Here is a 21,614-nt window from a genome sequence, read left to right as displayed (position 1 = left end):
CTACTCCTTCTTGTCCTGTACGTCGGCCACCGCGTCCGGAGCCAGGTCGCGCAACTCGTGGCTCAGCGCCTCGAGCTCGGAACCGCCGGCCATCTCCGTGGTCAGCTGCTCCAGCGTGATGTCGGCGCGGTGTGTGTCGAGCGCCACCCGGCCCAGCTTGAGCACCACGAAGTGGTTACCGACCAGGTAGGCGTGATGCGGGTTGTGGGTGATGAAGATGACGCCGATCCCGGCGTCGCGAGCCTTCACGACGTACTTGAGCACGACGCCGGACTGGTTCACGCCCAGCGCCGCGGTCGGCTCGTCCAGGATCAGCACCTTGGCGCCGAAGTGAATGGCCCGGGCGATCGCGACACACTGCCGCTGGCCGCCCGACAACTTGCCGACCGGCTGCTCCAGATCAGGGATCGAGATCCCCATCTTGGTCAGCTCCTGCCGGGCGATCCGTTTCATCGCGCGCTCGTCGAGCTGCTTGAACGGACCGCGCGTGAGCTCGTTGCCGAGGAAGAAGTTCCGCCAGACCGACATCAGCGGCGCGAGCGCGAGGTCCTGATAGACGGTCGCGATCCCGCTGTCGAGCGACTCCCGCGGCGAACTGAAGTGCCGCTCCTGACCGTTCACCGACATGGTGCCGGAGGTGTAGTCGTGCAGCCCGGCGATGATCTTGATCAGCGTCGACTTGCCGGCACCGTTGTCGCCGAGCACACAGGTGATCTCGCCCTGCCGCACCGACAGCGACACCCCGCGCAGAGCGTGGATGTTGCCGTAGCTCTTGCCGACGTCCTCGAGGTGGACGATCGGCGCGGTCGGGCTGTTGGCCGCCTCGGACGCGAAACTCTCGGTCGTGGTCATCGTGCCTCCGCCCGGTTCTTGACGATCAGGTTGACGATGGTGGCCAGCAGCAACATCGCGCCCAGGAAGGCTTTGAACCAGTCCGGGTTCCAGCCGGCGTACACCACGCCGAGCTGCACCATGCCGAAGATCAGCGCACCGACCGCACCACCGACCACCGAGCCGTAGCCGCCGGTGAGCAGGCAGCCGCCGACCACGGCGGCGATGATGTAGAGGAACTCCTTGCCGACGCCCTCGCCGGACTGCACCACGCCGTTCTGCACGAACAGCAACTGCATACCGGCGAACCAGGCGAAGAACCCGACCGTCATGAACAGCCCGATCTTCACCTTCCGCACCGGTACGCCGACCGCCCTCGCCGCCGCGGCGTCGCCGCCGACCGCGAAGATCCAGTTGCCGATCTGGGTCTTGAGCAGCACCCAGGCGGCGATCGCGACGAACACGATCCACCACAGGACGATGATCTTGATCGTCACCCCGCCGACGTGGAACTTCGAGGCGAAGATCTTCTGGGCGGCGCCGAACCCGTCCATGTCGCTGATCGAGTTCGACGCGACGGCACCCGAGGCGAGCCGGGTGACCGCGATGTTCAGGCCTTGCAGGATGAAGAAGGTGCCCAGCGTCACCAGGAAGCTGGGCAGCCCCGTCCGCATCAGCAGCCAGCCGTTGAACGCGCCGACCGCCAGCGAGACGACCAGGGCGAGCACGATGCCGACCCAGACGTTCAGGCTGAGCTGGTAGGAGAAGAGTCCCGCCGTCAGACCGGAGGTGGTCACCGCGACACCGGCCGACAGGTCGAACTCACCGCCGATCATCAGCAGCGCGACCGGCACCGCCATCACTCCGATCAGCGCGGCCTGGTACAGGATCGTGCCGGTGTTGTTGATGTCGCGGAACGGCGGCGCGGCGATCAGGAAGAACACCAGGATGACCGCCGCGCCGACCAGCGACCCGATCTCGGGCCGGCTGAGCAGCCGCGCCCCGACGGACCGGACCGAGACCCGGTCGTCCGCCGCGGCGGGTGAAGTGATGGTCGATGCCATGGCGCTACCTCAGCGGGTTCCGGCCGCGGCGTACTTCGCGACGGCCTCGATGTTGTTCTTGTCGATGAAGGCCGGCCCGGTCAGGGTCGCCTCACCACCACCGATGGTGTCGCCGTTGGTCTTGTTCAGCCAGATCGCGTCGACCGCGAGATAGCCCTGCAGGTACGGCTGCTGGTCGACGGCGAACTGCACCGTGCCGTCCTGGACGGCCTTCGCCATCTCCTTGCTCATGTCGAAGCTGGCGACCTTGGCGGCCGAGCCGGCCGTCTTGGCAGCCTTGACCGCGGTCAGCGCGACGCCCGCGTTCAGCGCGACGACGTAGTCCGCGGTCTTGTCCTGCTGCAGTTTCGCGGTCAGCGTCGCCTCGGTGCCGGGCTGGTCGGAGCCGGTGACGTTCACGTTCTCGACGTTGCCGAACTTGTCCTTGATGCCCTGGCAGCGAGCCTCCAGGCTGACGTTGCCCTGCTCGTGAATGACGCAGATGACCTTCTTGGCGCCGAGCTGCTTGAGCTTGTCACCGGTCGCCTGGCCCGCGATCTTCTCGTCCTGGCCGAAGTACCCGATCGCGCCGCTGCCCTTCCAGGTGTCGAGACCGCCGTTCAGCACGGTCACCGGGATGCCGGCCGCGACCGCCTTCTTCACGTTCGGCATCACCGCGTCCGGCTTGTTCAGCGTGACCGCGATGCCGTCGACCTTGGAGTCGATCGCCGTCTGCACCAGGTTCGCCTGGGCGGCGCCGTCGGGGTCGCTGGAGTACTGCAGCTCGATGTTGTCCTTCTTCGCCGCCGCCTCGGCGCCTCGCCGGACGATGTCCCAGAAGGTGTCACCGGGTCCCGAGTGGGTGATCAGTGCGACCTTCATCCGGGGCGTGTCCGCGACGCCGCCACCGCCGCCGCTCGAGCCCTGCTCCTCCTGCTTGCCCCCGGAGGAACTGCACGCGGCGAGGGCCGCGACGAGCACGACCGCCGCGCTCGCGGCCACTGCCTTCTTGTGCCACCGAACCATGACTCCAACCAGCCTTTCAGATGATCCGCGGTCGACCCGCGGAAGTTGCGTTGGGACCAGCGAGTTTCACACTCTGCTGGCCATCACACCGATACGCCACCCCCATGGGATCTCAGATAGGCCAACGTCCGGGTCGCGATCGGCAGCGGCACCTCGGGCGGGCAGGGGTACATGTCCTGTTCGACGATCGCGAACAGCTCGACGTCGAGACCCTCGAGGGCCGCCAGTAGCGGCGGAAACTCCGGTACGCCGTTGGGCGGCTCGGCCATCACGCCGCGCTCGATCGCCTGGTCGAAGCTCAGCTCCTGGCCTTGGATCGCGGCCAGGACCTCCGGGTTCACCTGCTTGAGGTGGAGATAGCCGACCCGGTCCGGGTACTTGCGGATCAGCTCGAGGTTGTCGCCGCCGCAGTAGCTGATGTGACCGGTGTCCAGGCACAGGCTCACCCACTGCGGGTCTGTCTCCTCGAGGAACCGCTCGACCGTGCCCTGGTTGTCGACATGACCATCCGCGTGCGGGTGGTATTGCAGCCGCAGGCCGAATTCTTCCGCAACCCGACGGCCGAGCTCGGTCACCTGCTTGCCGTGCGCAGCCTGGCCGGCGTGGTCGAGGCGCTGCTCGGTGATGCTGCCGTCCGCGTCGCGCCACATCGAGGGCATCACGACGAGATGCTTGGCGCCCATTGATGCGGCCAGGTCCGCCGTCGGCGCGACATCGCGCCAGGTCGTCTCCCAGCCGTCCTCCCGGTGCAGCTGCTCGAACGTCGTACCGGCAGTCATCGTCAAACCCCGCTGGTCGAGCTCCGCCTTCAGCTGCTGCTTGTCGGTCGGCAAGTAGCCGTACGGACCGAGCTCGATCCTGGTGTAGCCGGCCTCGACCACCTCGTCGAGGAACCGGGTCCACGGCGTCTGCCGTGGATTGTCGGCGAACCAGACTCCCCACGAGTCCGGCGCCGTACCGACGTTGATCGCGGCCATCGGTCAGTCGCCTTCGACCGGCGTGAGATAGGGGTGCTGCGACTTCTTGCTCTCTTCGTACGCCGCTGCTGCGGCTTGGGTGGACTGCAGCTCGGACACCTCGCTCACCGGAACATCCCACCAGGCCTCGCTGTCGGGCGCGCCGATCAGCGGGTCGGTGGTGACGTGGATGGCGATCGGGCCGGTCGCCGCCTTGGCTGCGTGAATCGCCTTCTCCAGCTCGTCGAGGCTGTGCACGTCGAGCACCTCGAGACCGAAGCTGCGCACATTCGCCGCGAGATCGACCGGCAGGTAGTCGCCGTCCAGCCGGCCGCCGCCCGAACGCTTACGGTACGCGGTGCCGAAGCGCTGCGAACCGAGCGATTCCGAGAGCGCGCCGATCGAGGCGAAGCCGTGGTTCTGCACGAGAACCACGATGATCTTCAGGTTCTCCTGGACCGCGGTGGCCAGCTCGCTGGACATCATCAGGTACGACCCGTCGCCGACCATGACGAAGACGTCGCGCTCGGGCGCGCCGAGGCGAACGCCCAGACCACCGGCGATCTCGTAACCCATGCAGGAGAAGCCATATTCGACGTGGTATCCCTTCGGATCGCGGGTCCGCCAGAGTTTGTGCAGGTCGCCCGGCATCGAACCGGCTGCACAAACCACCACATCAGATGGCGCCGACAATTCGTTGACGGCACCCAGAACCTGCCCCTGGGTGAGAAGTCCGTCGGCCAACTTCCCCGTAACCTCGTCGGAGGGCCGGTAATGTGCCGAAACAATGCCATCCCAGTTCCTTGAGAGTTCCGTGGCCGCGGCTGTGTACTTGGCGTCAACGGACCAGTCACCGAGCGCGGATCCCAACGAAACAAGGGCTTCCCGCGCATCCGCGACGAGAGGAAGGCCGGCATGTTTAGCACTGTCGAAGCGCGCCACGTTGATGTTCAGGAAGCGGACCGCCGGGTTGGCGAAGGCAGTCCGGGAGGCTGTGGTGAAGTCGCTGTAGCGGGTGCCGATCCCGATCACCAGGTCGGCCTCGCGGGCCAGCGCGTTCGCCGCCGTCGTTCCGGTCGAGCCGACCGCGCCCATCGACTGCGGGTGATCGTAGGTCAGCGATCCCTTGCCTGCCTGGGTTTCCGCGACCGGGATGCCGGTCGCTTCCGCGAACGCGCGCAGGGCGTCCTCGGCACCGGAGTAGTGCACCCCGCCACCGGCGACGATCAGCGGCCGCTGCGCGGACCGTAGGAGATCTACCGCCTTGTCGACAATTGATGCTTCCGGCAACGGGCGCCCGACGTACCAGGTGCGCTCGGCGAAGAGCTCCTCCGGCCAGTCGTAGGCCTCGGCCTGCACGTCCTGCGGGAGCGCTAGAGTCACCGCGCCGGTCTCGACCGGATCGGTGAGGACGCGCATCGCGTTCATCAACGCCGACGGGAGCTGCTCGGGACGCCACACCCGATCGAAGTACTTCGAGACCGGACGGAAGGCGTCGTTGACGGAGACATCACCGGCGGCGTAGCTCTCCAGCTCCTGCAGCACAGGGGTCGCCACCCGGGTCGCGAACACATCCGAAGGGAGGATCAGGACCGGAAGCCGGTTGATCGTGGCGAGGGCCGCGCCGGTCACCATGTTGGTCGATCCCGGGCCGACACTTGCCGTGCAGGCGTAGGTCTGGAGCCGGTCGCGGGTGCGGGCGAAGGCGGCGGCCGTGTGCACCATGGCCTGCTCGTTGCGGGACAGGATGTACGGGAGCGCCGTCGGGTCCTCGAGCTCGGCCTGCAGCAGGGCCTGGCCGATACCAGCTACGTTCCCGTGCCCGAAGATGCCCAGAGTGCCGGCGATCAACCGCTGCCGGACCCCGTCGCGCTCCGAGTACTGGACGCTCAGGAATCGCACCAACGCCTGCGCGACCGTGAGACGCACCGTCATGACTCTTCTCCTCCGAAAGGCAGCCGTGGATCAATCTGCTGGTTCGCCCACAGCTCGCGAACCCAACCGTGCTGGGGATCGTCGGTGATCAGCCACTCGCGCTCTGCGCCGGGGCCGGCCATCACGTTCAGGTAGTACATGTCATAGCCAGGAGGCGCCATCGCAGGACCATGCCAACCATGAGGCACCAGGACCAGATCGCCGTTGCGGACCTCCGCAAGGACGTCGATCGGCCGGTCCGCCGTGCCGTAGACCCGCTGGTAGCCGATCGGGTCGTTGCCCTTGACACCTTCAGGGGCGGCGTCGGACAGCTGTAGCTCGAAGTAGTAGATCTCTTCGAGGACGCTTTCCTTACCAGGCTTGTGCTCGTCGTGCTTGTGCGGCGGGTACGACGACCAGTTCCCTGCCGGGGTGAGGACCTCGCAGGCGATGATCGAGTCGGCGTCGAGCACGCCCGGCGTACCGAAGTTGCGGACCTGACGGGACGAGACACCGGCGCCACGTAGCTCGGACTCGACCTGCTCGGTACCGATTCGCCGGAACGGATAGTCGTTCGCGGCTTTAGCGTGCGGGAAAGCGATGCGTGCTCCCCCGGCGCTCGTGACCGCGACCCTGGTACCGCGTGGGACGTAGGCGAAGTCGGTCGGACCCGCGAAGACGTCGGCCCGGCCGCCCAGCGGCACGGTCTCGCCGTCAACCACGACTTCGGCCGACCCACTGAGCGGAAGGACGAGGTACTCACAGTCGTCGGTGTCGAGCTCGACCGTTTGGCCGGGGCGGAGTGTCGCGACGTACAGGCCGCTGTACTCCCAGTCCTTGTCGCCTGGGGTGACAGCGACCTCGAAGCCGTCTCGTGCCGCGCTGCCGGCCGGCTTGAACCACTCGGTCATGCCACACCTCCGTGGACGAGCGAGGCTGCTTGGTCAACGGCGTAGGCGACATTGCCATCGGGTGGGAACAGAAGGGCTCGTCCGACGACGAGTCCCCGAACCGAAGGGAGGGCAAGTGCCTTGCCCCAGCGCGCATAGGTTTCTTCGGGAGCGACCGTGGGGTCACCACCGAGAAGGAGGGTCGGCAGGGTGGTCGCATCCATGACGCGGTCGAGATCGTCGACAACGGGCAGCTTGAGCCAGGTGTAGGCGCTCGTCGCACCGAGACCGGCGGCGATGTGGACGGACTTGATCACCGAATCGGCGTCGAGCATGTTGATGACGCGACCATCCTGTCGCGTCGACCAGAACGGTTCGACCATCGCCATCAGCTTGTGTTCGGCGAGCTCGGTAACGGCCTTCGCGCTGGCCTCCAACGTGGCGACCGTGCCGGGATCAGCGAGATCGATCCGGGTCAGCATCTTGCCGCCGTCGAGCCGACGCGAGGCGAGATCGGTCGCGGAACCGTAGGCGGTGAAGCGGTCGTCGAGCTCGAACGCCGAACCCTGCAAGCCGCCGCGGTTCATCGAACCGATGACGACCTTGCCTTCCAACGCACCCAGCAACAGGAGGTCTTCAAGAATGTCGGGAGTAGCCAGCACGCCGTCAACACCCGGCCGCTCAAGCGCCGTCACCAGTCGCTCGATCAGTCCCGGCCGACTGCCCATGGCAAACGGGTCGTTGCGCACGCCAAGCGCTCCACGAGCCGGGTGGTCGGCCGCAACAATCAGGAGCCGGCCATCGGTACCCACCAACTCGCGAGTGCGCCGCTGCTGCCAAGCCTCAGCAATCCGCTCCGGCTGCCGCACCCGAATCTCAGTCAGTTCACTCAACCGAGCCACCACGTCATCCCGCACAGTCCACCCCGCCGGATTCCCCATCACCAACGGCTGCCCACCCGCAGTAGCCGGATGCCAAGCCGCAACCTCAGCCGGCACCGCGACCTCGCCGGCGTCAACCGCCGGCCCGCCGGTCGTGGGCTCGTCAGCCGGCCCCTCCACCGGATCGCCAACAAACGGCGCAATCACGGTCACATCATCAGCTCCCACGGGCGCTGCCGGATCGCCGCTAAACGGCGCCATCACGGTCCCGTCGTCAGCTCCCACCGGTGCCGCCGGATCGCCGATGAACGGCGCCACGACCGTCGCGTCGTCAGCTCCGACCGGGACGTCTGCACCAGCTTCAGCCACAAACTCTTCAGCCCCAGCCCCAGCTCCTGTGCCGGCTCCAGCGTCAAAGGCTCCGGCCCGAGCTCCGGCGTCGGCTCCGGTTCCCACATCGGCTCGAGGTTCAACTACCTCGCCCGCATCAGCAACGGCTCCCGCGTCGGCTTCGGCACGCACTCCCGCATCAGCGACGGCTCCCGCACCGGCTCGCACTCCCGCATCGGCTCGCGCTCCCGCGTCGGCTCCAACTCCCGCTGCCGCGGCGGGGAAGGCGACGCCTGGTGCGGCTGCTACGACGCTCGGAGGTGGCGGTGCCGCGGCGTTCGAGGATTGTGGGACGACCACGGTGGGATCGTCGGCACCGGCGTACGCCGCGTCTGCGGAAGGTGAGACTTGGGTAGTTGGGATGACTTGGGTCGGGTCGTTCGCCGGTACGGCGATCGTGGCGTCGTCGGCACCAGACAGCCGGACCTGCGCGACGATCGTCGGATCGTTCGGCAGCCCCGCGAGCCGCCGTGCCCGGTTCGCCTGCACCGACTGCACCACAGTCGGATCCGTCGGACTCACGTCACCCGCGTACACACCCTGCGAGTGCCCTGGCGGCAGGTCGTTGGATAAGCGTCGCTGCACAACGGTGGGGTCGGACGGGTCCACGTCGCCTGCATACGACCCGTGTGAGCGCGCAGGCGGCGCGGCGTTGTCGGGTTGGCGCTGTACAACGGTCGGGTCCGTCGGGCTCACGCCATCCGGGCGGCGCTGGACAACCGTGGGATCGGTCGGGCGCACCTCATCCTCGTACGCGCCGTACGAGCGCGCCGGGGGCTGGGCGTGCGTGGAGCGACCGTGTGCGACCGTCGGATCGGTCGGGCTCACGCTGTCCGGGCGCTGCTGCACCACCGTGGGGTCGGTCGGGCGCACCTCTGAGGCGTGGGAGCCGTGGAAGTGCGGCGGGGGCGCGGCGTTGGTGGGGCGCTGCTGCACGACCGTCGGGTCGCTGGGACCGACGCCGTCGGGTCCGCGCTGCACGACCGTCGGATCCGTGGGGCTGACGTCGGAGCGGCGTTGCTCGACCGTGGGGTCGTTCGGGTTTGCGTCGTTGTGGGGGTTGGTCATGCGTTCTCGCCCATCGTGGTGAGGACCTCGGTGGTCGTGGGCATGGCAGTGGAACATTCGAGGCGGGAGGCGACGATGGCGCCGGCAGTGTTGGCGAAGCGGATGATCTTCTCCAACGGCCAACCGGCCAACAACCCGTGGCAGAGGGCGCCGCCGAAGCCGTCGCCGGCACCTAGGCCGTTGACCACCTCGACGGGGTGCGGCGGGACCTCGACGCGTTCGTCGCGGGTGCGGGCGAGGGTGCCCTTGGGGCCTTGTTTGACGACGGCCAGATCGAGGCCGCGGTCCAGCAGAGCCTGAGCAGCCTTGTCGGGGTCGGTTTCGCCGACCGCGACCTCGCACTCCTCACGGTTGCCGACGGCAACCGTGCAGTGTTCGAGAGCGCGGCTGACCTGCGCGTGGGCCTCGGTCGGGTCGGCCCAGAACATCGGCCGGTAGTCCAGGTCGAGGACGGTGATCGGCTTGCGGCCGCGGGCTTCCCAGGCGGCGAAGTGCGCCGAGCGGGACGGTTCCGCGGACAACCCGGTCACGGTCGACCAGTAGATCCGGGCGTCCCGGATCGCGTCCAGGTCGAGTTCGGAGGGGTTGATGACCAGGTCCGGGGCCTTCGGGAAGCGGTAGAAGTACAGCGGGAAGTTGTCCGGCGGGAAGATCTCGCAGAACGTGATCGGCGTCGGCAACCCGTCCACCGGAGTCACGAAGCGGTCGTCCACCCCGAGTTCACGCAGCGACGAGTGGATGAAGGTCCCGAACGGATCGTTCCCCGTCCGGCTGATCACCGCGGACTTCCGTCCGTGCCGAGCCGCGGCGACCGCAACATTCGTCGCACTCCCACCGAGGAACTTCCCGAACGAAGTCACATCCTCCAGATGCGTCCCGACCTGCAACGGGTACAGGTCGACCCCGATCCGCCCGATCGTCAGTACATCGTCCGCCATCAATCTCCCCGTCTCACAGCAGCAGCGTTCCAGCTCATCGAACAGCCTCCGCGATCGCCTGCAGGTGCGCGATGCTCACCCGTACGTCGACCACCGGGCCCTCGTCGGCCGGACGGTCGGGCAGGATCGTGTCCTGCTCCAGCACGTACCAGCCGTCGTACCCGGACTCTTCCAGTGTGCTGACGATCGCGCCGAGGTCGATGTCGCCGTGGCCGAGCGGGCGGTACATGCCGGCGCGGACCGCGTCCGTGTAGGTGACCTCGCCGGACTGAACCTTCGCGGCCCAAGCAGCGTCGACGTCCTTCAGGTGCGTGTGCTTGATCCGGTCGGTGTGAGCCAGCGTCAGCGAAACCGGGTCCACACCACCGATCAGGAGGTGACCAGTGTCGAGCGTGAGACCGATCGACGATCCACGAAGCACTTGGTCGACGTCAGCAAAGTTCTCGATCATGGTCCCGACGTGCGGGTGGACCGTCGCCAGTACGCCGCTCTCGGCCGCCAGCGCGGACAGCCTGTCCAGGTTGCCGAGCAGCGTCTTCCAGCCGGTCTCGTCCAGCACCGGGCGGTCGTCGTACCCCTCCTGGCCGGTCGCGGCCGCGAGCACCAGCGTCCCCGCACCCGCGGCAACGAACCCCTCCAAAGCCGCAGCGACCTCGGGGGCCGGGTCATGCGCCGGATCATGCAGTACGACGGGCACGAAGCCACCCACCGCCCGCAGTCCGGCGTCGGCCAAACGCTTGGCCTTGTCGGCCGGCTCCTCGGGCAGGAACCCGTCCGGACCGAACTCGGTCGCGGCGAGCCCGACGGCCCGCATCTCGGCCAGCACGGTGTCGGCGTCGTACTGATAACCCCAGCCGGGAACTTCGCAGACACCCCACGAGATCGGAGCACCCGCGATCCGGGCAGCCAGGTCAGTCATCGAGCACAGTCTCCTCTATCGCAACAATGGAAGGTGATTCAGACAGTGACAACACGGTTTTCACGCCGGGACAGTTCGCAGGCGTCGGCGACCTGGAAGGCCGCCAGCGCGTCGCGCACCGTGCACGGCACGTCACGCGTTCCGGCGGCTACTTCGGTGAAGGCGGTCAGTTCGGCCACATAGGCCGGCTGGAAGCGGTCCATGAAGGTCAGATGCGGCGGACCGGCTGGGAAGGTCACGCCGGGCTCGGCCGACCGCAGGGCGGTGTGCTCGTCGAGACCGACCGCGATCGACCCCTGGCTGCCCTGCAGCTCCATCCGCACGTCGTGACCGGCGCCGTTGTAGCGGGTGCCGCTCACCATCGCGAAGGTGCCGTCGTCGAGCGTGAGCAGCGCGGCGGCGGAGTCGATGTCGCCGTACTCGCCGAAGAAGGGTTCGCCGCGGTTGGCGCCGGTCGCGTACGCGCTGACGATCTCGCGCCCGGTGACGTACCGGATGATGTCGAAGTCGTGGACCGTGCAGTCGCGGAAGAAGCCGCCGCTCTGCGGGATGTACCCGCGGTGCGGCGGAGACGCGTCGTTCGTGTTCGCGCGGATGTGATGAACAAACCCGAGCTCGCCCGACTCAACCGCCGCCCGCGCAGCCTGATACCCCGCGTCGAACCGCCGCTGAAACCCAATATGCACCGGCACATCGCCGGCCTCGACCAGCTCGACCACTCGTTGCGTCTCCGCCAGATCCAAAGCAACAGGCTTCTCACAAAACGTCGGTACGCCGGCCGCCACGCCCGCGCCGATCAGCTCCGCGTGCGCGCCCGTCGCCGCCGCGATCACGAACCCGTCAAGCCCGCCCGCCAGCATCGAGCTGACGTCTGGAGCAAACGAAAGACCCAGCTCCTTGGCAACCGTCTCGGCCCGAGCCGGGTCGGCATCGGCGACGACCACCTGATCCACCGCCGGCAACCCCCTGAGCGTCGAGGCGTGGAACGCACCGATCCGCCCGACCCCGACCAACCCGATCCGCATCCGCCGCCCTCTCGCGTCGTGTCACACCTGACCGGCGGCCGTCGGCCCGCACCGGATCCACCGCGGCCAGCCTTTCCTGCCCATGCCGGAGGTGTCAATAGTTTGTTAACACATTCGCACGTAGAGACATACATACGTGCGTCCATGTAATATCCCGGGCCATGGCCACCCTGCCGATCAGCATCGATCGGTCGAGCCCGGTGCCGCTCTACCACCAGCTCGCCGAACAGCTCACCGCCGCGATCAGCAGCGGCACGCTGCGCCCCGGCGACCCGTTCGAGAACGAGATCGCCATGTCGGACCGGCTCGGCCTGTCCCGGCCGACCGTGCGGCGAGCGATCTCCGAGCTCGTCAACAAGGGTCTGCTGGTTCGCCGCCGCGGCATCGGCACCACGGTCGCGAACCGGATGGTGCACCGCAAGGCCGAGCTGACCAGCCTGTACGACGACCTGGTCCGCGAAGGCCGCACCCCGCGGACAGACGTACTGTCGTTGACCACCGAAGCACACGACGACCGGGCTGCCGAGATGCTCGGGCTTCCCGCCGGCACTCCCCTGGTCTCGATCGTCCGCCTGCGGTACGCCGGCGATCAGCCGCTCGCGATCCTGCGCAACTGGTTGCCTCCGGCCCTCAACGACCTGACCGGTGAGGACCTCGAGCGCGACGGCCTGTACGCCGTCCTCCGGGCGCGCGGCATCCGTCCCACGGTCGCCCGGCAGCGCATCGGCGCCCGCAACGCGACCGCCGAGGAACGCCGTACGTTGCACATGTCCAAGGCGGAGCCGCTGGTCACGATGACGCGCTCCGCCTACGACGCCGACGGAGCACCGGTCGAGTACGGCAGCCACTGCTACCGCGCCGACCAGTACTCCGTCGAAGTTCTCGTCTCCGACCGCTGACGCTCAGCGCAAGATCGCTGCTTCGAAGGTCGAGGCTTCGAGTGGAGTGACGAACAGCGCGACTCGCAGCGCCGGGTTCAACTGCTGCCAGATCAGGTCCGCGACGGCCGTCCACGGCACCGCGAGGGATGCCGTCTGGGGGATGCCGGAGACAGTGACCGTGCCGCTGCTGCCGTTGTAGGTGGAGACGGTGGCAGCTGTCCCGGGCGGGAGAACCGGCAGGTGCAACGACGGGTGCTGAACGAACTCCTCCGCACCAGGCAGCGAACGCGCCGAACCGATCGTCACCTCGGTCGCGTCGACCAGCGCGGTCGCGAAGATCCGCGGCGTACGGATCGGCGGATCGGGTTCGTAGCCATGATCGCGGAGAGCCAGCTGCAGATCTTGACCGGCTCTGCGCGCCACGGCGAGCTCGGCGACCTGCGTACCGTTGCCGACGACGATCCAGTCGTCGGCGCGCACGGCGGCGGTGTAGTGCCGCAGATCGTCGGTCGCCCCGCCGGACAGGTCCTCGACGACGATCTCGTGCTCGGACACCACCAGCTTTCGCTGCTTGGACGCCGGACTGCGACCTGTCAACCAGTACGCCGCGAATCCGGCGCCGTCGACGTCACGGCCGATCGCCAGCCCGCGCCCCGGGTACTCCGAGGCGCCGACCAGCTCGCCGAGACCTGTCATGCCTGGTTGGCCAGCAGGGTGCGGACCAAGCGGAGACCGACCGACAAGTGCGCCAACTCGGGACCCTCGGTGTCGACGATCTCCTCGAGCATGGCGGCGGCCCTGGAGAGCGCCGTCGCGTTCTGGTCCTGCCAGGCGGCGACCCTGGTTTCGGGGTCGGCGTCGGCGTCGGTCGTGGCCAGGACCTGACGGGTCAGGCTGGCGTGGACCGCGTGCAGGTCGTCGCGCAGCGCGGCCCGGGCCATCGTCTGCCAGCGGTCGGTCCGCGGCAGGCCGATGATGCGCTCGAGGAACACGCCGAGCTGAAGTCGTTCGTTCAGCGCGAAGTGCACCTTGGCGACCTCGAAGATGTCGAGGTCGTCGGCCGAGGCGGTCTCGACGATGCCCAGCCCCGCGTACGCCGGGGGCAGGATCGCGATGCTGGTCGCGAAGTCGGCCGGCACGCCCTTCTCGACCAGAGCCTCGCGCCGGTGCTCGAACAGCGCCAGCTCGCGACCCCGCAGCAGCTCCGGCAGCGCCGCGGTGAGCTTGGCGATCCCGGGAGCGAAGTGGTCGATCAGGTCCTGGATGTCGACCGGAGGCCGCCGGTTGCTGACCAGCCAGCGGGTCGCGCGCTCGACGAGCGTGCGGGTCTCCAGCCGCATGTGCGTCTGCGTTCCCGCGTCGACCACGTTGTCGAGGTCGGCGTTCGCCGAGAGCAGGTCGGGCTGGCCGAAGATCCGGGACGCGGCCAGATTCGCCCGTACGACGTCCTCCACCGAACCGCCGGTCTCCAGCGAGAGCCGGTGGAACGCGGTGATGCCGGAGGTATTCACGAACTCGTTCACCACCTGGGTGGTGATGATCTCGCGCCGCAGCTGGTGGGACTGGATCTGGTCGGCGAACCGCTCCTGCATCGCCTTCGGGAAGTACGACGCCAGCTTGTGCTGCAAGAACGCGTCATCAGGCAGCGAAGTCTTCAGCAGCTCCGCCTCCATCACGATCTTGGTGTAGGCGATCAGCACCGACAGCTCCGGCGAGGTCAGCCCGCGCCCGTCGGCCTTGCGGCGCTTGAACTCCGCGATGCTCGGCAGGAACTCCAGCTCGCGGTCCAACAGCTTCTGCTTCTCCAGCCGCCGCACCCAGTCCTGATGGACGTGCATCAGCGCGGGCGCCTGCGCGGTCGCGTTGGCCAGCGCGATGTTCTGCCGGTAGTTCGACTTCAGCACCAAGCTGCCGACCTCGTCGGTCATCGAGGCGATGATGTCGTTGCGCTGCTTCTCGGTCAGGTCCCCGTCGGCCACCACGGTGTCAAGCAGGATCTTGATGTTGACCTCGTGGTCGGAGGTGTCCACCCCGGCCACGTTGTCGATGAAGTCGGTGTTGATCCGCCCGCCGGCCGCGGCGTACTCGATCCGGCCGAGCTGGGTGAAGCCGAGGTTGCCGCCCTCGCCGACCGCCTTGGCCCGCAGCTCGGACCCGTTGATCCGGATCGGGTCGTTGGCCTTGTCGCCGACATCGGCGTGCGACTCCGCCGCCGCCTTCACATACGTACCGATGCCGCCGTTCCAGAACAGGTCGACCGGCGCCTTCAGAATCGCGTTCATCAACTCGGCCGGGGTCAGCCGCGACGGCGACCCCTCAATCCCGAGCACCTCGCAGATCTCGGCCGAGACCGGGATCGCCTTCTCGGTCCGCGGGAAGACGCCGCCACCGGCCGAGATCAGGCCCGCGTCGTAATCGGCCCACGACGAGCGCGGCAGCTCGAACAGCCGGCGACGCTCAGCGAACGAGGTCGCCGGGTCCGGCGCCGGGTCCAGGAAGATGTGCCGGTGGTCGAAGGCCGCGACCAGCTTGATCTGCTCCGACAGCAGCATGCCGTTGCCGAAGACGTCACCGGACATGTCACCGACACCGACCACGGTGAACGGCTCGTTCTGGCAGTCGTGACCCATCTCGCGGAAGTGCCGCTTGACCGACTCCCAGGCGCCGCGCGCGGTGATGCCCATCGCCTTGTGGTCGTAGCCCACGGAACCACCCGAGGCGAACGCGTCGCCCAGCCAGAAGCCGTACTCCTTCGCGACACCGTTCGCGATGTCGGAGAAGGTCGCCGTACCCTTGTCCGCCGCGACGACCAGGTAGGCGTCATCGCCGTCGTACCGGACGACCTGGCGCGGCGGAACGATGCCACCGGCAACAATGTTGTCGGTGATGTCCAGCAGCCCGGAGATGAACGTCTTGTACGACGCGATCCCCTCCGCCAGCCACGCATCACGATCCACCGAAGGATCCGGCAACTGCTTGGCGTAGAAACCGCCCTTCGCGCCCACCGGCACGATCACCGAGTTCTTCACCATCTGCGCCTTGACCAGGCCCAGCACCTCGGTGCGGAAGTCCTCGCGCCGGTCCGACCAACGCAGACCACCGCGGGCGACCGCGCCGAACCGCAGGTGCACACCTTCGACCCGCGGCGAGTACACGAAGATCTCGTACGCCGGCCGCGGCTGCGGCAGCTCGGGGATCGCCTTGGGCTCGAGCTTCAGCGAAATGTACGTCCGCGGCTGCCTGTCGGGGCCGGGCTGGAAGTAGTTGGTGCGCAGCGTCGCCTTCATCACCGTCAGGTAGGACCGCAGGATCCGGTCCTCGTCCAGCGACTGCACGGTGTCGAGCGCTGCGAGGATCTCCTTCTCCAGTTGGTCGCACTGCGCGACGCGGTCCGGGTCGTCGGCGTCACCGCGGGACGGGTCGAAGCTGACCTCGAACAGCTGGACCAGCAGCCCGGCCAGGTCCACGTGGGCGAGGAAGGTGTTCTCGATGTAGTCCTGGCTGAACGGCGTGCCGCCCTGGCGGATGTAGCGCTGGTACGCACGCAGGATCGACACCTGGCGCCAGCTCAGACCACCACGCAGTACGAGCGCGTTGAGCTTGTCGGACTCGGCGCGACCCTCCCAGACCGCCTGGAACGTGTCGGAGAAGAGCTGCCGGAGCTCTTCGCGCTCCTCCGTCTTCGGCGGCACCTTGAGCCCGAAGTCGTAGATGTAGACCGTGCCGTCGTCGCGGCGGATCTCGTACGGGCGTTCGTCGATCACCTCGACGCCCATGTGGGTCAGCAGCGGCAGCACCTGGGACAGCGACAGCGCGGAGCCGGTGCGGAACACCTTGAACCGGCGCTCCCCCACCCACTCCTCGTCGATCGGGCTGTACAGCGACATGGCCAGGCCGTTGTCGGCCGGCAACCCCTCCAGCACCGCGACGTCGTTCACCGCGACGCGGGCGTCGAAGTCCTCCTTGTAGGCCTCCGGGAACGCATCGGCGTACCGGCGGGCCAGCTGGGTGACCGCTCCGTCACCGCCCTTGGCGTGCAGGGCCGCGGTGAAGTCGTCCTCCCAGGCCCGGGTGGCCTCGATGATGCGCTGCTCGAGCAGGTCCTGGTCGAAGTCGCCGACCGTCCCGCCGTGCGCCATCCGGACAACGAAGTGGACGCGTGCGAGCACGGACTCCGTCACGTACGCCGCGTAGGTGACGGACTCGGCGCCGATGGCGTCCTTGAGGATCTGCTGCATCTTCAGCCGGACCGCAGTGGTGTAGCGGTCGCGCGGCAGGTACACCAGGCACGACAGGTAGCGGTTGTAGACGTCACGCCGTACGAAGAGCTTGACCGCGCGGCGCTCCTGCAGGTGCAGCACCGACTGCACGATCGGCAGCAGGTCCTCGACAGGCGCCTGCAGCAGCTCGTCACGCGGGTAGGTCTCGAGCACGTCGAGCAGACCCTTGCCGCTGTGGCTGTTCGGGTCGAAACCGGTCAGCCGGAACAACTCCAGCGCCTTGCGGCGCAGTACCGGCACCTGCATGACGCTCTCGGTGTACGCCGTCGACGACAACAGACCGATGAAGCGGCACTCGCGGACCGGGTCGCCGTTCTCGTCGAACTGCTTGATCCCGACATAGTCGAGGTACGTCGAGCGGTGCACGGTGGAACGCGAGTTGGCCTTGGTCAGGATCATCAGCTTGCGCTCACGGGCCTTGGCGCTCACCTCGGGCGGGAGCTTGCCGGAGCCCGGCTTCGGGTCCGGCCGCAGGATGCCCAGGCCGGTCCCGGGACGACCGCGCAGGATGCCCTGGTCGCCGTCCATGGTGAAGTCGTACTCGCGGTAGCCGAGGAAGGTGAAGTGCTCGTCGGCCAGCCACTCCAGCAGCTCCTTGGCCTCCTCCACCTCGCCCTCGCTGACGGGCAGAGTGGCAGCGTCCAACGAGGCCGCGATGCTGGTGGCCTTCTCGTGCATCTTCGGCCAGTCCTCGACCGCTTCGCGAACGTCGTGCAGCGCCTGCTGCAGCGCCTCCTCCAGCGCGCGGTGCTGGGCCACGTCGGCGATCCGCTCGATCTCGAGGTGCATCCAGCTCTCGCGGACCAGGTCATGCGCGTCCGAGGCGGCGGTGTCGTCCAGCACCTCCTCGAGGGTGCCGGCAACGTCGCGGCGGACCACGAACTGCGGGTGGATCAGCAGCTGGATCTCGAGGTCGCGGGCGGTGATCACCATCGAGGCGCTGTCGACCAGGAACGGCATGTCGTCGATGACGATCTCGACGACGGTCCGCCCGTTGGCGGTCCAGCCGTGCTCCTCCAGGGTCGGGGTGAAGACGTGCACCTTCGCGGTGCCCTGCGGGCGGGAGACCGCGCTCTTGTAGTGGTGCCGGGCCGCCCCCAGGCAGTCGGCCGGCTGGCGCTCGGCCACGTCCTCGGCGGCGACGTGCCGGTAGTAGCGCTCCAGGAAGGTCTTCAGCTTGGCGGGATCAGCCGTTTTGTCATGGCCGTGTGTCCCTGCCGCCACCGCCTTGGCGAGCACATCCGCCTTCTGGACGTCCAGCTTGCTCTGCATTCCCCACCGTCTCCACGTGACCAATTCGGCGCCGCCGGGCACCGGCCGCACGACGTTGTGCGGTCACTCAGAGATTAGTCCACCTTGGTCACTGGTGTGATAGCGGGACGGCCCTGACCAGGCACTGGTCAGTAACCCTTAACAGACTTCTCGAGGCGCAGTGCGAGCGCCGGACAGGCCAGCACTGCGCGGCGCGCATCCGGCACCTCACCGGCAGTGATCTCACGGCCTCTCAGGACCGGAAATCCCCACTCGTCGAGACCTACGTCACCACCCAGCAGCGTCGCGCACAGCCCGTGCCCGTCGCACCGGGTCCAGTCGATCTCGAGCCTAGCCATTCGTCACCTCCAGTACACCGAGGACCGGTCGACCACAGCCGCCGTCCAGATGACGCCGTACGTCGTCGCCGAACGCCTCGAGCGCGGATGCGAGGAACCGGGCGGCGCCGTCCGGATGCGCGCATGCGCCGCGCCCCGGGACCAGGCCGAGGTGCCGCTGCGCGTCGTACCAGCCGGTGGCGTCGCCGTGGAACAGACGGGCGAAGTCGTCGACGAGTCCGGCGAGACCGAAGACGCAGGGTCCGCACTGGCCGGCGGACTGGCTCGCGAGCCACTGGGCGACCCGGTAGACCTCGCCTAGCGGGCAGGTCTCATTTCCGAGCGCCACGACGATGCCGGTGCCCTGCAGCGTCACACCGGTCGTCTGCGGCAGCCAGCGACCGTGGTAGCCGCCAAGGAGTACCGGACCGGGCTCAGCGCCGGTGAACTGGAGGACTGTGTCGAGCGGTACGCCGGTTGGCGTCTCGATCACACCTGGTCTGCGGGTGGCGCCGGCGACGGTGAGCAACTGCGTACCCGGCTCGCTGATCAGTCCGGTGCTGCTGAAGCGTCGGGCGCCCAGTCTCGCGAGTACGGCGAGCTGTGCGAACGTCTCGACGTTCGACAGGAAGGTGGGGCGTCGGTGGTAGCCCTGCTGCGTGGGCAGTACCTTCCGGCCGGGCGGCACGGCCGGACCACCCTCGAGAGCGCTGAGGACTGCACGAGCCTCCCCCGCGACGAACCGGCCCGGTGTTTCGGTTACCTCGATCGCCAGGTTGTCGTTACGTTCGAGAATCGCCTCCCGAATCGACCAGGCGGCTTCGGCGTCGTGGACTGCAATCAGTACGTGTGGCGCACCCAGTGCATGGGCTAGGCCGGTGGCTCCGTCCAGAACCAGATGTGGTGCACGAGTGAGCAGCAGGCGGTCCTTGCGACTGACCGGCTCACTCTCGGAGCCGTTGACGACTACCGCTTCGATACCGCGGTCCGGCAGGCCGGCCAACTTGCGAGCGACTGGGAAGGCGGCACCGCCGCGACCTCTGAGACCGACTGCTTCACAGAGCTCGGTGTAGTGGGCACGGGTGAGTTGGGGCTGCGCACCATGCGTCCATAGGTGCGCCTGTCTGTCCAGGCGGCCATGGTCGAGTCCGGCGAGCAGACGGGCGTCGCCGATCACACTGGTTGCCGGCAAGGTCTTCACGTGGTCCTCCCGGCACGGACGAGGGTGGGTGGGGCGTAGGTGTGCGCGCGGTACATCGCCGCGCCAACTACCGCGGCGAGGCAGCTCAGGGTGATGGCGAGCATCCACGGCGTACTGCGGTCTGTCCCGGCCAGCAACGCGTGACCGACAGACACAGCCCAGCCGGCCGAGGCGGCGATGTGGATCGTCCGCCAGTACCTGCTGAAGGCAGCGAAGCGCGCCAGCCGACCACGCGCTGCCCCGGCGACCGTCGCGAGCACGAGGCTGTACATGGCAAGCACTCCGAGCGCCACGGCGAACGGGCGGTACTCCGAGCCGAACGGCCAGACCAGAACGGTCGAACTGATCGCAACGTTGCTGTCGGCAATCACTGCGACGATGTGAGCGCCGAGGAGGACCAGTCCGGTAACCGCGGCCGAGCGATGCACGTACTGGAGCCAGAAACGGCGCTCCGGGTGCCGACTGCCTGAGGTGATGATTCCCAGCGTCGCTGCGAGCGTGAACATGATCAGCGCGACCACACCGGCGGCGCGGGCGACGTACCAGAGCGTCATCAGGCCGCCTGCGTGGATGCGGGCCAGCCGGCCAGTTCGGTGACCTCACCGTCCGCGGCGACCATCCGTGCCGGGTGACCGGCCAGCGTCAGTCGGCCGACAGCTGCCTCGCCGGTGGCGACGAGCGCCGTACTGAAGGTGTTGGCACGTACGGCGGTCGGCGCCCACACGGATGCGGTTCGCCAGGGACCGGCTGCCGGCAGTCCGGTGCGCGGATCGATGATGTGGTGCCCGTTCGCCCAGGAACGCGACGTGCGCGTCGAGGTGGTCAGTCCGCCGTGGGCGAGCGTGACGAGCACACCTGGGTCGTCCGCTCGCTCTGCCACCGTGATCACCCACGGCTTCGCCGGTTGTCCGGCTGCACAGAGGTCCCCACCGATCTCGACGAGAACCGCACAGCCATAGCGCTTGCTGAGTACCAGTGCGGCACGGTCAGCCGTCCAAGCCTTGGCCGTCGCACCTAGGTCGAGTGCCGCGCCCTCTGGTACGCCGAGCAGCGCGAGCTTGCGATTGAGCTGCACCTGCTGCCAGCCGGGGACGGTGGCCGGTAGTGCGGCCGGTGGTGCCGGGCGACGCCGTACGGTCTCGATGTCGTCGTCATAGCCGGCCGCGATCACCGCCGTACCGACTGTGGGGTCGACAGCGCCGCCACTGATCGAGGCCGCCATCAGACTGACATCGACAAGGTCGACCAGCAGTCGCGAAACCGGAACCATCGCACCGCCGCGCTGGTTGACGATCGACAGCTCGGAGTCCGGGCGGAAGCGGCTGGCCGCCTTGTCTACGCGGTCCATCAGCGCTTTGAGTTCACCGCACGCAGCTCCGAGCACTGCGGGGTCGTCAACAGTCAGCCGGACCGTACAGCTCCAGGCGGTCCAGGTCCGGGAGGCGCTCATGAGCCGTGGCTCCCACCCTGCGGAGTGGAGTCCGCGGGCGCACTGCCGAGACCGCTCGATCCGCTGTCGCTCGACGAGCTCCCGGACGAGTCGCCGGAGGTCGTCGTACCGGAGTCGGTTGAGCTGGTGGCTGAGGCGGCGTGCCTGGCGGAGACGACGGCGACGGAGAGCCCGGCCGTCCCGATGCCCAGTACGGCGGTCGCGGCCGCAGCCACGGAGGCGCGTCGTACCCAGCGCCGCCGGTCGGAGAAATCGTCTGTGGTGACCATGCCGACAGCCTGGTCGCGCGCGCCTCAGCCGCACTCCAAGAGACCCTCAAGCGAGCGTCAAGT

At 68.1% G+C, this 21,614-nt stretch carries 18 protein-coding genes; 1 reads left to right on the top strand and 17 read right to left on the bottom strand.

Annotated elements, in window-relative coordinates; genetic code table 11:
• The 10 genes from ABZS29_RS14930 to ABZS29_RS14885 all read right to left on the bottom strand — a co-directional run bounded on the left by ABZS29_RS14930 (position 1) and on the right by ABZS29_RS14885 (position 11,881).
• Positions 1-852: an ATP-binding cassette domain-containing protein gene (locus ABZS29_RS14930; RefSeq protein ID WP_355462084.1), complete on the bottom strand. Its 852-nt coding sequence runs from the start codon at positions 850-852 to the stop codon at positions 1-3.
• On the bottom strand, positions 849-1,895 hold the full coding sequence (locus tag ABZS29_RS14925; protein WP_355462082.1) for an ABC transporter permease: 1,047 nt from the start codon (positions 1,893-1,895) through the stop codon (positions 849-851). Before ABZS29_RS14925 ends, ABZS29_RS14930 begins: the two co-directional genes overlap by 4 nt.
• A gap of 9 nt (positions 1,896-1,904) precedes the next feature.
• Complete coding sequence (locus tag ABZS29_RS14920) at positions 1,905-2,900, bottom strand: substrate-binding domain-containing protein (protein ID WP_355462080.1); 996 nt, start codon at positions 2,898-2,900, stop codon at positions 1,905-1,907.
• 83 nt (positions 2,901-2,983) lie between these two features.
• Positions 2,984-3,877 (bottom strand): sugar phosphate isomerase/epimerase, encoded by an 894-nt coding sequence (locus ABZS29_RS14915; protein ID WP_355462078.1) that lies wholly within the window; start codon positions 3,875-3,877, stop codon positions 2,984-2,986.
• A 3-nt stretch (positions 3,878-3,880) separates the two neighbouring features.
• On the bottom strand, positions 3,881-5,791 hold the full coding sequence (iolD, locus tag ABZS29_RS14910; RefSeq protein ID WP_355462076.1) for a 3D-(3,5/4)-trihydroxycyclohexane-1,2-dione acylhydrolase (decyclizing): 1,911 nt from the start codon (positions 5,789-5,791) through the stop codon (positions 3,881-3,883).
• Positions 5,788-6,681 carry a 5-deoxy-glucuronate isomerase gene (iolB, locus tag ABZS29_RS14905; RefSeq protein ID WP_355462074.1) on the bottom strand — a complete coding sequence of 298 codons (894 nt, stop codon included), beginning with the start codon at positions 6,679-6,681 and terminating at the stop codon, positions 5,788-5,790. The genes iolD and iolB overlap by 4 nt, the downstream gene beginning before the upstream one ends.
• The gene (locus ABZS29_RS14900; protein WP_355463192.1) at positions 6,678-7,601 is read right to left on the bottom strand and encodes a deoxyribose-phosphate aldolase; all 924 of its coding nucleotides are present in this window, start codon (positions 7,599-7,601) and stop codon (positions 6,678-6,680) included. The genes iolB and ABZS29_RS14900 overlap by 4 nt, the downstream gene beginning before the upstream one ends.
• 1,394 nt (positions 7,602-8,995) lie before the next feature.
• Positions 8,996-9,937, bottom strand: a complete 942-nt coding sequence (iolC, locus tag ABZS29_RS14895) for a 5-dehydro-2-deoxygluconokinase (RefSeq protein WP_355462072.1) — start codon at positions 9,935-9,937, stop codon at positions 8,996-8,998.
• Positions 9,938-9,971: 34 nt separating this feature from the next.
• Positions 9,972-10,856 carry a sugar phosphate isomerase/epimerase gene (locus ABZS29_RS14890; RefSeq protein ID WP_355462070.1) on the bottom strand — a complete coding sequence of 295 codons (885 nt, stop codon included), beginning with the start codon at positions 10,854-10,856 and terminating at the stop codon, positions 9,972-9,974.
• Between the two features lie 38 nt (positions 10,857-10,894).
• Entirely contained in the window at positions 10,895-11,881 is a 987-nt protein-coding gene (locus ABZS29_RS14885; RefSeq protein ID WP_355462068.1) for a Gfo/Idh/MocA family oxidoreductase, read from the bottom strand.
• 161 nt (positions 11,882-12,042) lie between these two features.
• Here ABZS29_RS14885 and ABZS29_RS14880 point away from each other — a divergent pair, with 161 nt between their 5' ends.
• Positions 12,043-12,780 carry a GntR family transcriptional regulator gene (locus ABZS29_RS14880; RefSeq protein WP_355462066.1) on the top strand — a complete coding sequence of 246 codons (738 nt, stop codon included), beginning with the start codon at positions 12,043-12,045 and terminating at the stop codon, positions 12,778-12,780.
• Positions 12,781-12,783: 3 nt separating this feature from the next.
• Here ABZS29_RS14880 and ABZS29_RS14875 read toward each other — a convergent pair whose 3' ends face one another.
• From ABZS29_RS14875 to ABZS29_RS14845, 7 genes are all read right to left on the bottom strand, one after another.
• Complete coding sequence (locus ABZS29_RS14875; RefSeq protein WP_355462064.1) at positions 12,784-13,458, bottom strand: IMP cyclohydrolase; 675 nt, start codon at positions 13,456-13,458, stop codon at positions 12,784-12,786.
• Positions 13,455-18,314 carry an NAD-glutamate dehydrogenase gene (locus ABZS29_RS14870; protein WP_355462062.1) on the bottom strand — a complete coding sequence of 1,620 codons (4,860 nt, stop codon included), beginning with the start codon at positions 18,312-18,314 and terminating at the stop codon, positions 13,455-13,457. Before ABZS29_RS14870 ends, ABZS29_RS14875 begins: the two co-directional genes overlap by 4 nt.
• Positions 18,315-18,442: 128 nt before the next feature.
• Entirely contained in the window at positions 18,443-18,652 is a 210-nt protein-coding gene (locus ABZS29_RS14865; RefSeq protein WP_355462060.1) for a ferredoxin, read from the bottom strand.
• Positions 18,645-19,832: an NADH-ubiquinone oxidoreductase-F iron-sulfur binding region domain-containing protein gene (locus ABZS29_RS14860; protein ID WP_355462058.1), complete on the bottom strand. Its 1,188-nt coding sequence runs from the start codon at positions 19,830-19,832 to the stop codon at positions 18,645-18,647. The genes ABZS29_RS14865 and ABZS29_RS14860 overlap by 8 nt, the downstream gene beginning before the upstream one ends.
• Entirely contained in the window at positions 19,829-20,386 is a 558-nt protein-coding gene (locus ABZS29_RS14855; RefSeq protein WP_355462057.1) for a hypothetical protein, read from the bottom strand. The genes ABZS29_RS14860 and ABZS29_RS14855 overlap by 4 nt, the downstream gene beginning before the upstream one ends.
• Positions 20,386-21,282, bottom strand: a complete 897-nt coding sequence (locus ABZS29_RS14850) for an FAD:protein FMN transferase (RefSeq protein ID WP_355462055.1) — start codon at positions 21,280-21,282, stop codon at positions 20,386-20,388. Before ABZS29_RS14850 ends, ABZS29_RS14855 begins: the two co-directional genes overlap by 1 nt.
• Complete coding sequence (locus ABZS29_RS14845) at positions 21,279-21,551, bottom strand: hypothetical protein (RefSeq protein WP_355462053.1); 273 nt, start codon at positions 21,549-21,551, stop codon at positions 21,279-21,281. Before ABZS29_RS14845 ends, ABZS29_RS14850 begins: the two co-directional genes overlap by 4 nt.
• Between the last annotated feature and the right edge of the window lie 63 nt (positions 21,552-21,614).

It is taken from the genome of Kribbella sp. NPDC005582 (assembly GCF_040605415.1).
In the GTDB taxonomy this organism is placed as follows: Bacteria; Actinomycetota; Actinomycetes; order Propionibacteriales; family Kribbellaceae; genus Kribbella.
This window is presented reverse-complemented; position numbering and strand designations above follow the sequence as displayed.

Bases quoted from the DNA above. Each gene is read 5' to 3' on its own strand.
- ABZS29_RS14875 (WP_355462064.1), bottom strand. From the start codon at position 13,458: ATGACAGGTCTCGGCGAGCTGGTCGGCGCCTCGGAGTACCCGGGGCGC.
- ABZS29_RS14930 (WP_355462084.1), bottom strand. From the start codon at position 852: ATGACCACGACCGAGAGTTTCGCGTCCGAGGCGGCCAACAGCCCGACC.
- ABZS29_RS14870 (WP_355462062.1), bottom strand. From the start codon at position 18,314: ATGCAGAGCAAGCTGGACGTCCAGAAGGCGGATGTGCTCGCCAAGGCG.
- iolC (WP_355462072.1), bottom strand. From the start codon at position 9,937: ATGGCGGACGATGTACTGACGATCGGGCGGATCGGGGTCGACCTGTAC.
- ABZS29_RS14885 (WP_355462068.1), bottom strand. From the start codon at position 11,881: ATGCGGATCGGGTTGGTCGGGGTCGGGCGGATCGGTGCGTTCCACGCC.
- ABZS29_RS14850 (WP_355462055.1), bottom strand. From the start codon at position 21,282: ATGAGCGCCTCCCGGACCTGGACCGCCTGGAGCTGTACGGTCCGGCTG.
- ABZS29_RS14865 (WP_355462060.1), bottom strand. From the start codon at position 18,652: ATGGCTAGGCTCGAGATCGACTGGACCCGGTGCGACGGGCACGGGCTG.
- ABZS29_RS14920 (WP_355462080.1), bottom strand. From the start codon at position 2,900: ATGGTTCGGTGGCACAAGAAGGCAGTGGCCGCGAGCGCGGCGGTCGTG.
- ABZS29_RS14890 (WP_355462070.1), bottom strand. From the start codon at position 10,856: ATGACTGACCTGGCTGCCCGGATCGCGGGTGCTCCGATCTCGTGGGGT.
- ABZS29_RS14925 (WP_355462082.1), bottom strand. From the start codon at position 1,895: ATGGCATCGACCATCACTTCACCCGCCGCGGCGGACGACCGGGTCTCG.
- ABZS29_RS14915 (WP_355462078.1), bottom strand. From the start codon at position 3,877: ATGGCCGCGATCAACGTCGGTACGGCGCCGGACTCGTGGGGAGTCTGG.
- ABZS29_RS14900 (WP_355463192.1), bottom strand. From the start codon at position 7,601: ATGGGGAATCCGGCGGGGTGGACTGTGCGGGATGACGTGGTGGCTCGG.
- iolD (WP_355462076.1), bottom strand. From the start codon at position 5,791: ATGACGGTGCGTCTCACGGTCGCGCAGGCGTTGGTGCGATTCCTGAGC.
- iolB (WP_355462074.1), bottom strand. From the start codon at position 6,681: ATGACCGAGTGGTTCAAGCCGGCCGGCAGCGCGGCACGAGACGGCTTC.
- ABZS29_RS14845 (WP_355462053.1), bottom strand. From the start codon at position 21,551: ATGGTCACCACAGACGATTTCTCCGACCGGCGGCGCTGGGTACGACGC.
- ABZS29_RS14880 (WP_355462066.1), top strand. From the start codon at position 12,043: ATGGCCACCCTGCCGATCAGCATCGATCGGTCGAGCCCGGTGCCGCTC.
- ABZS29_RS14855 (WP_355462057.1), bottom strand. From the start codon at position 20,386: ATGACGCTCTGGTACGTCGCCCGCGCCGCCGGTGTGGTCGCGCTGATC.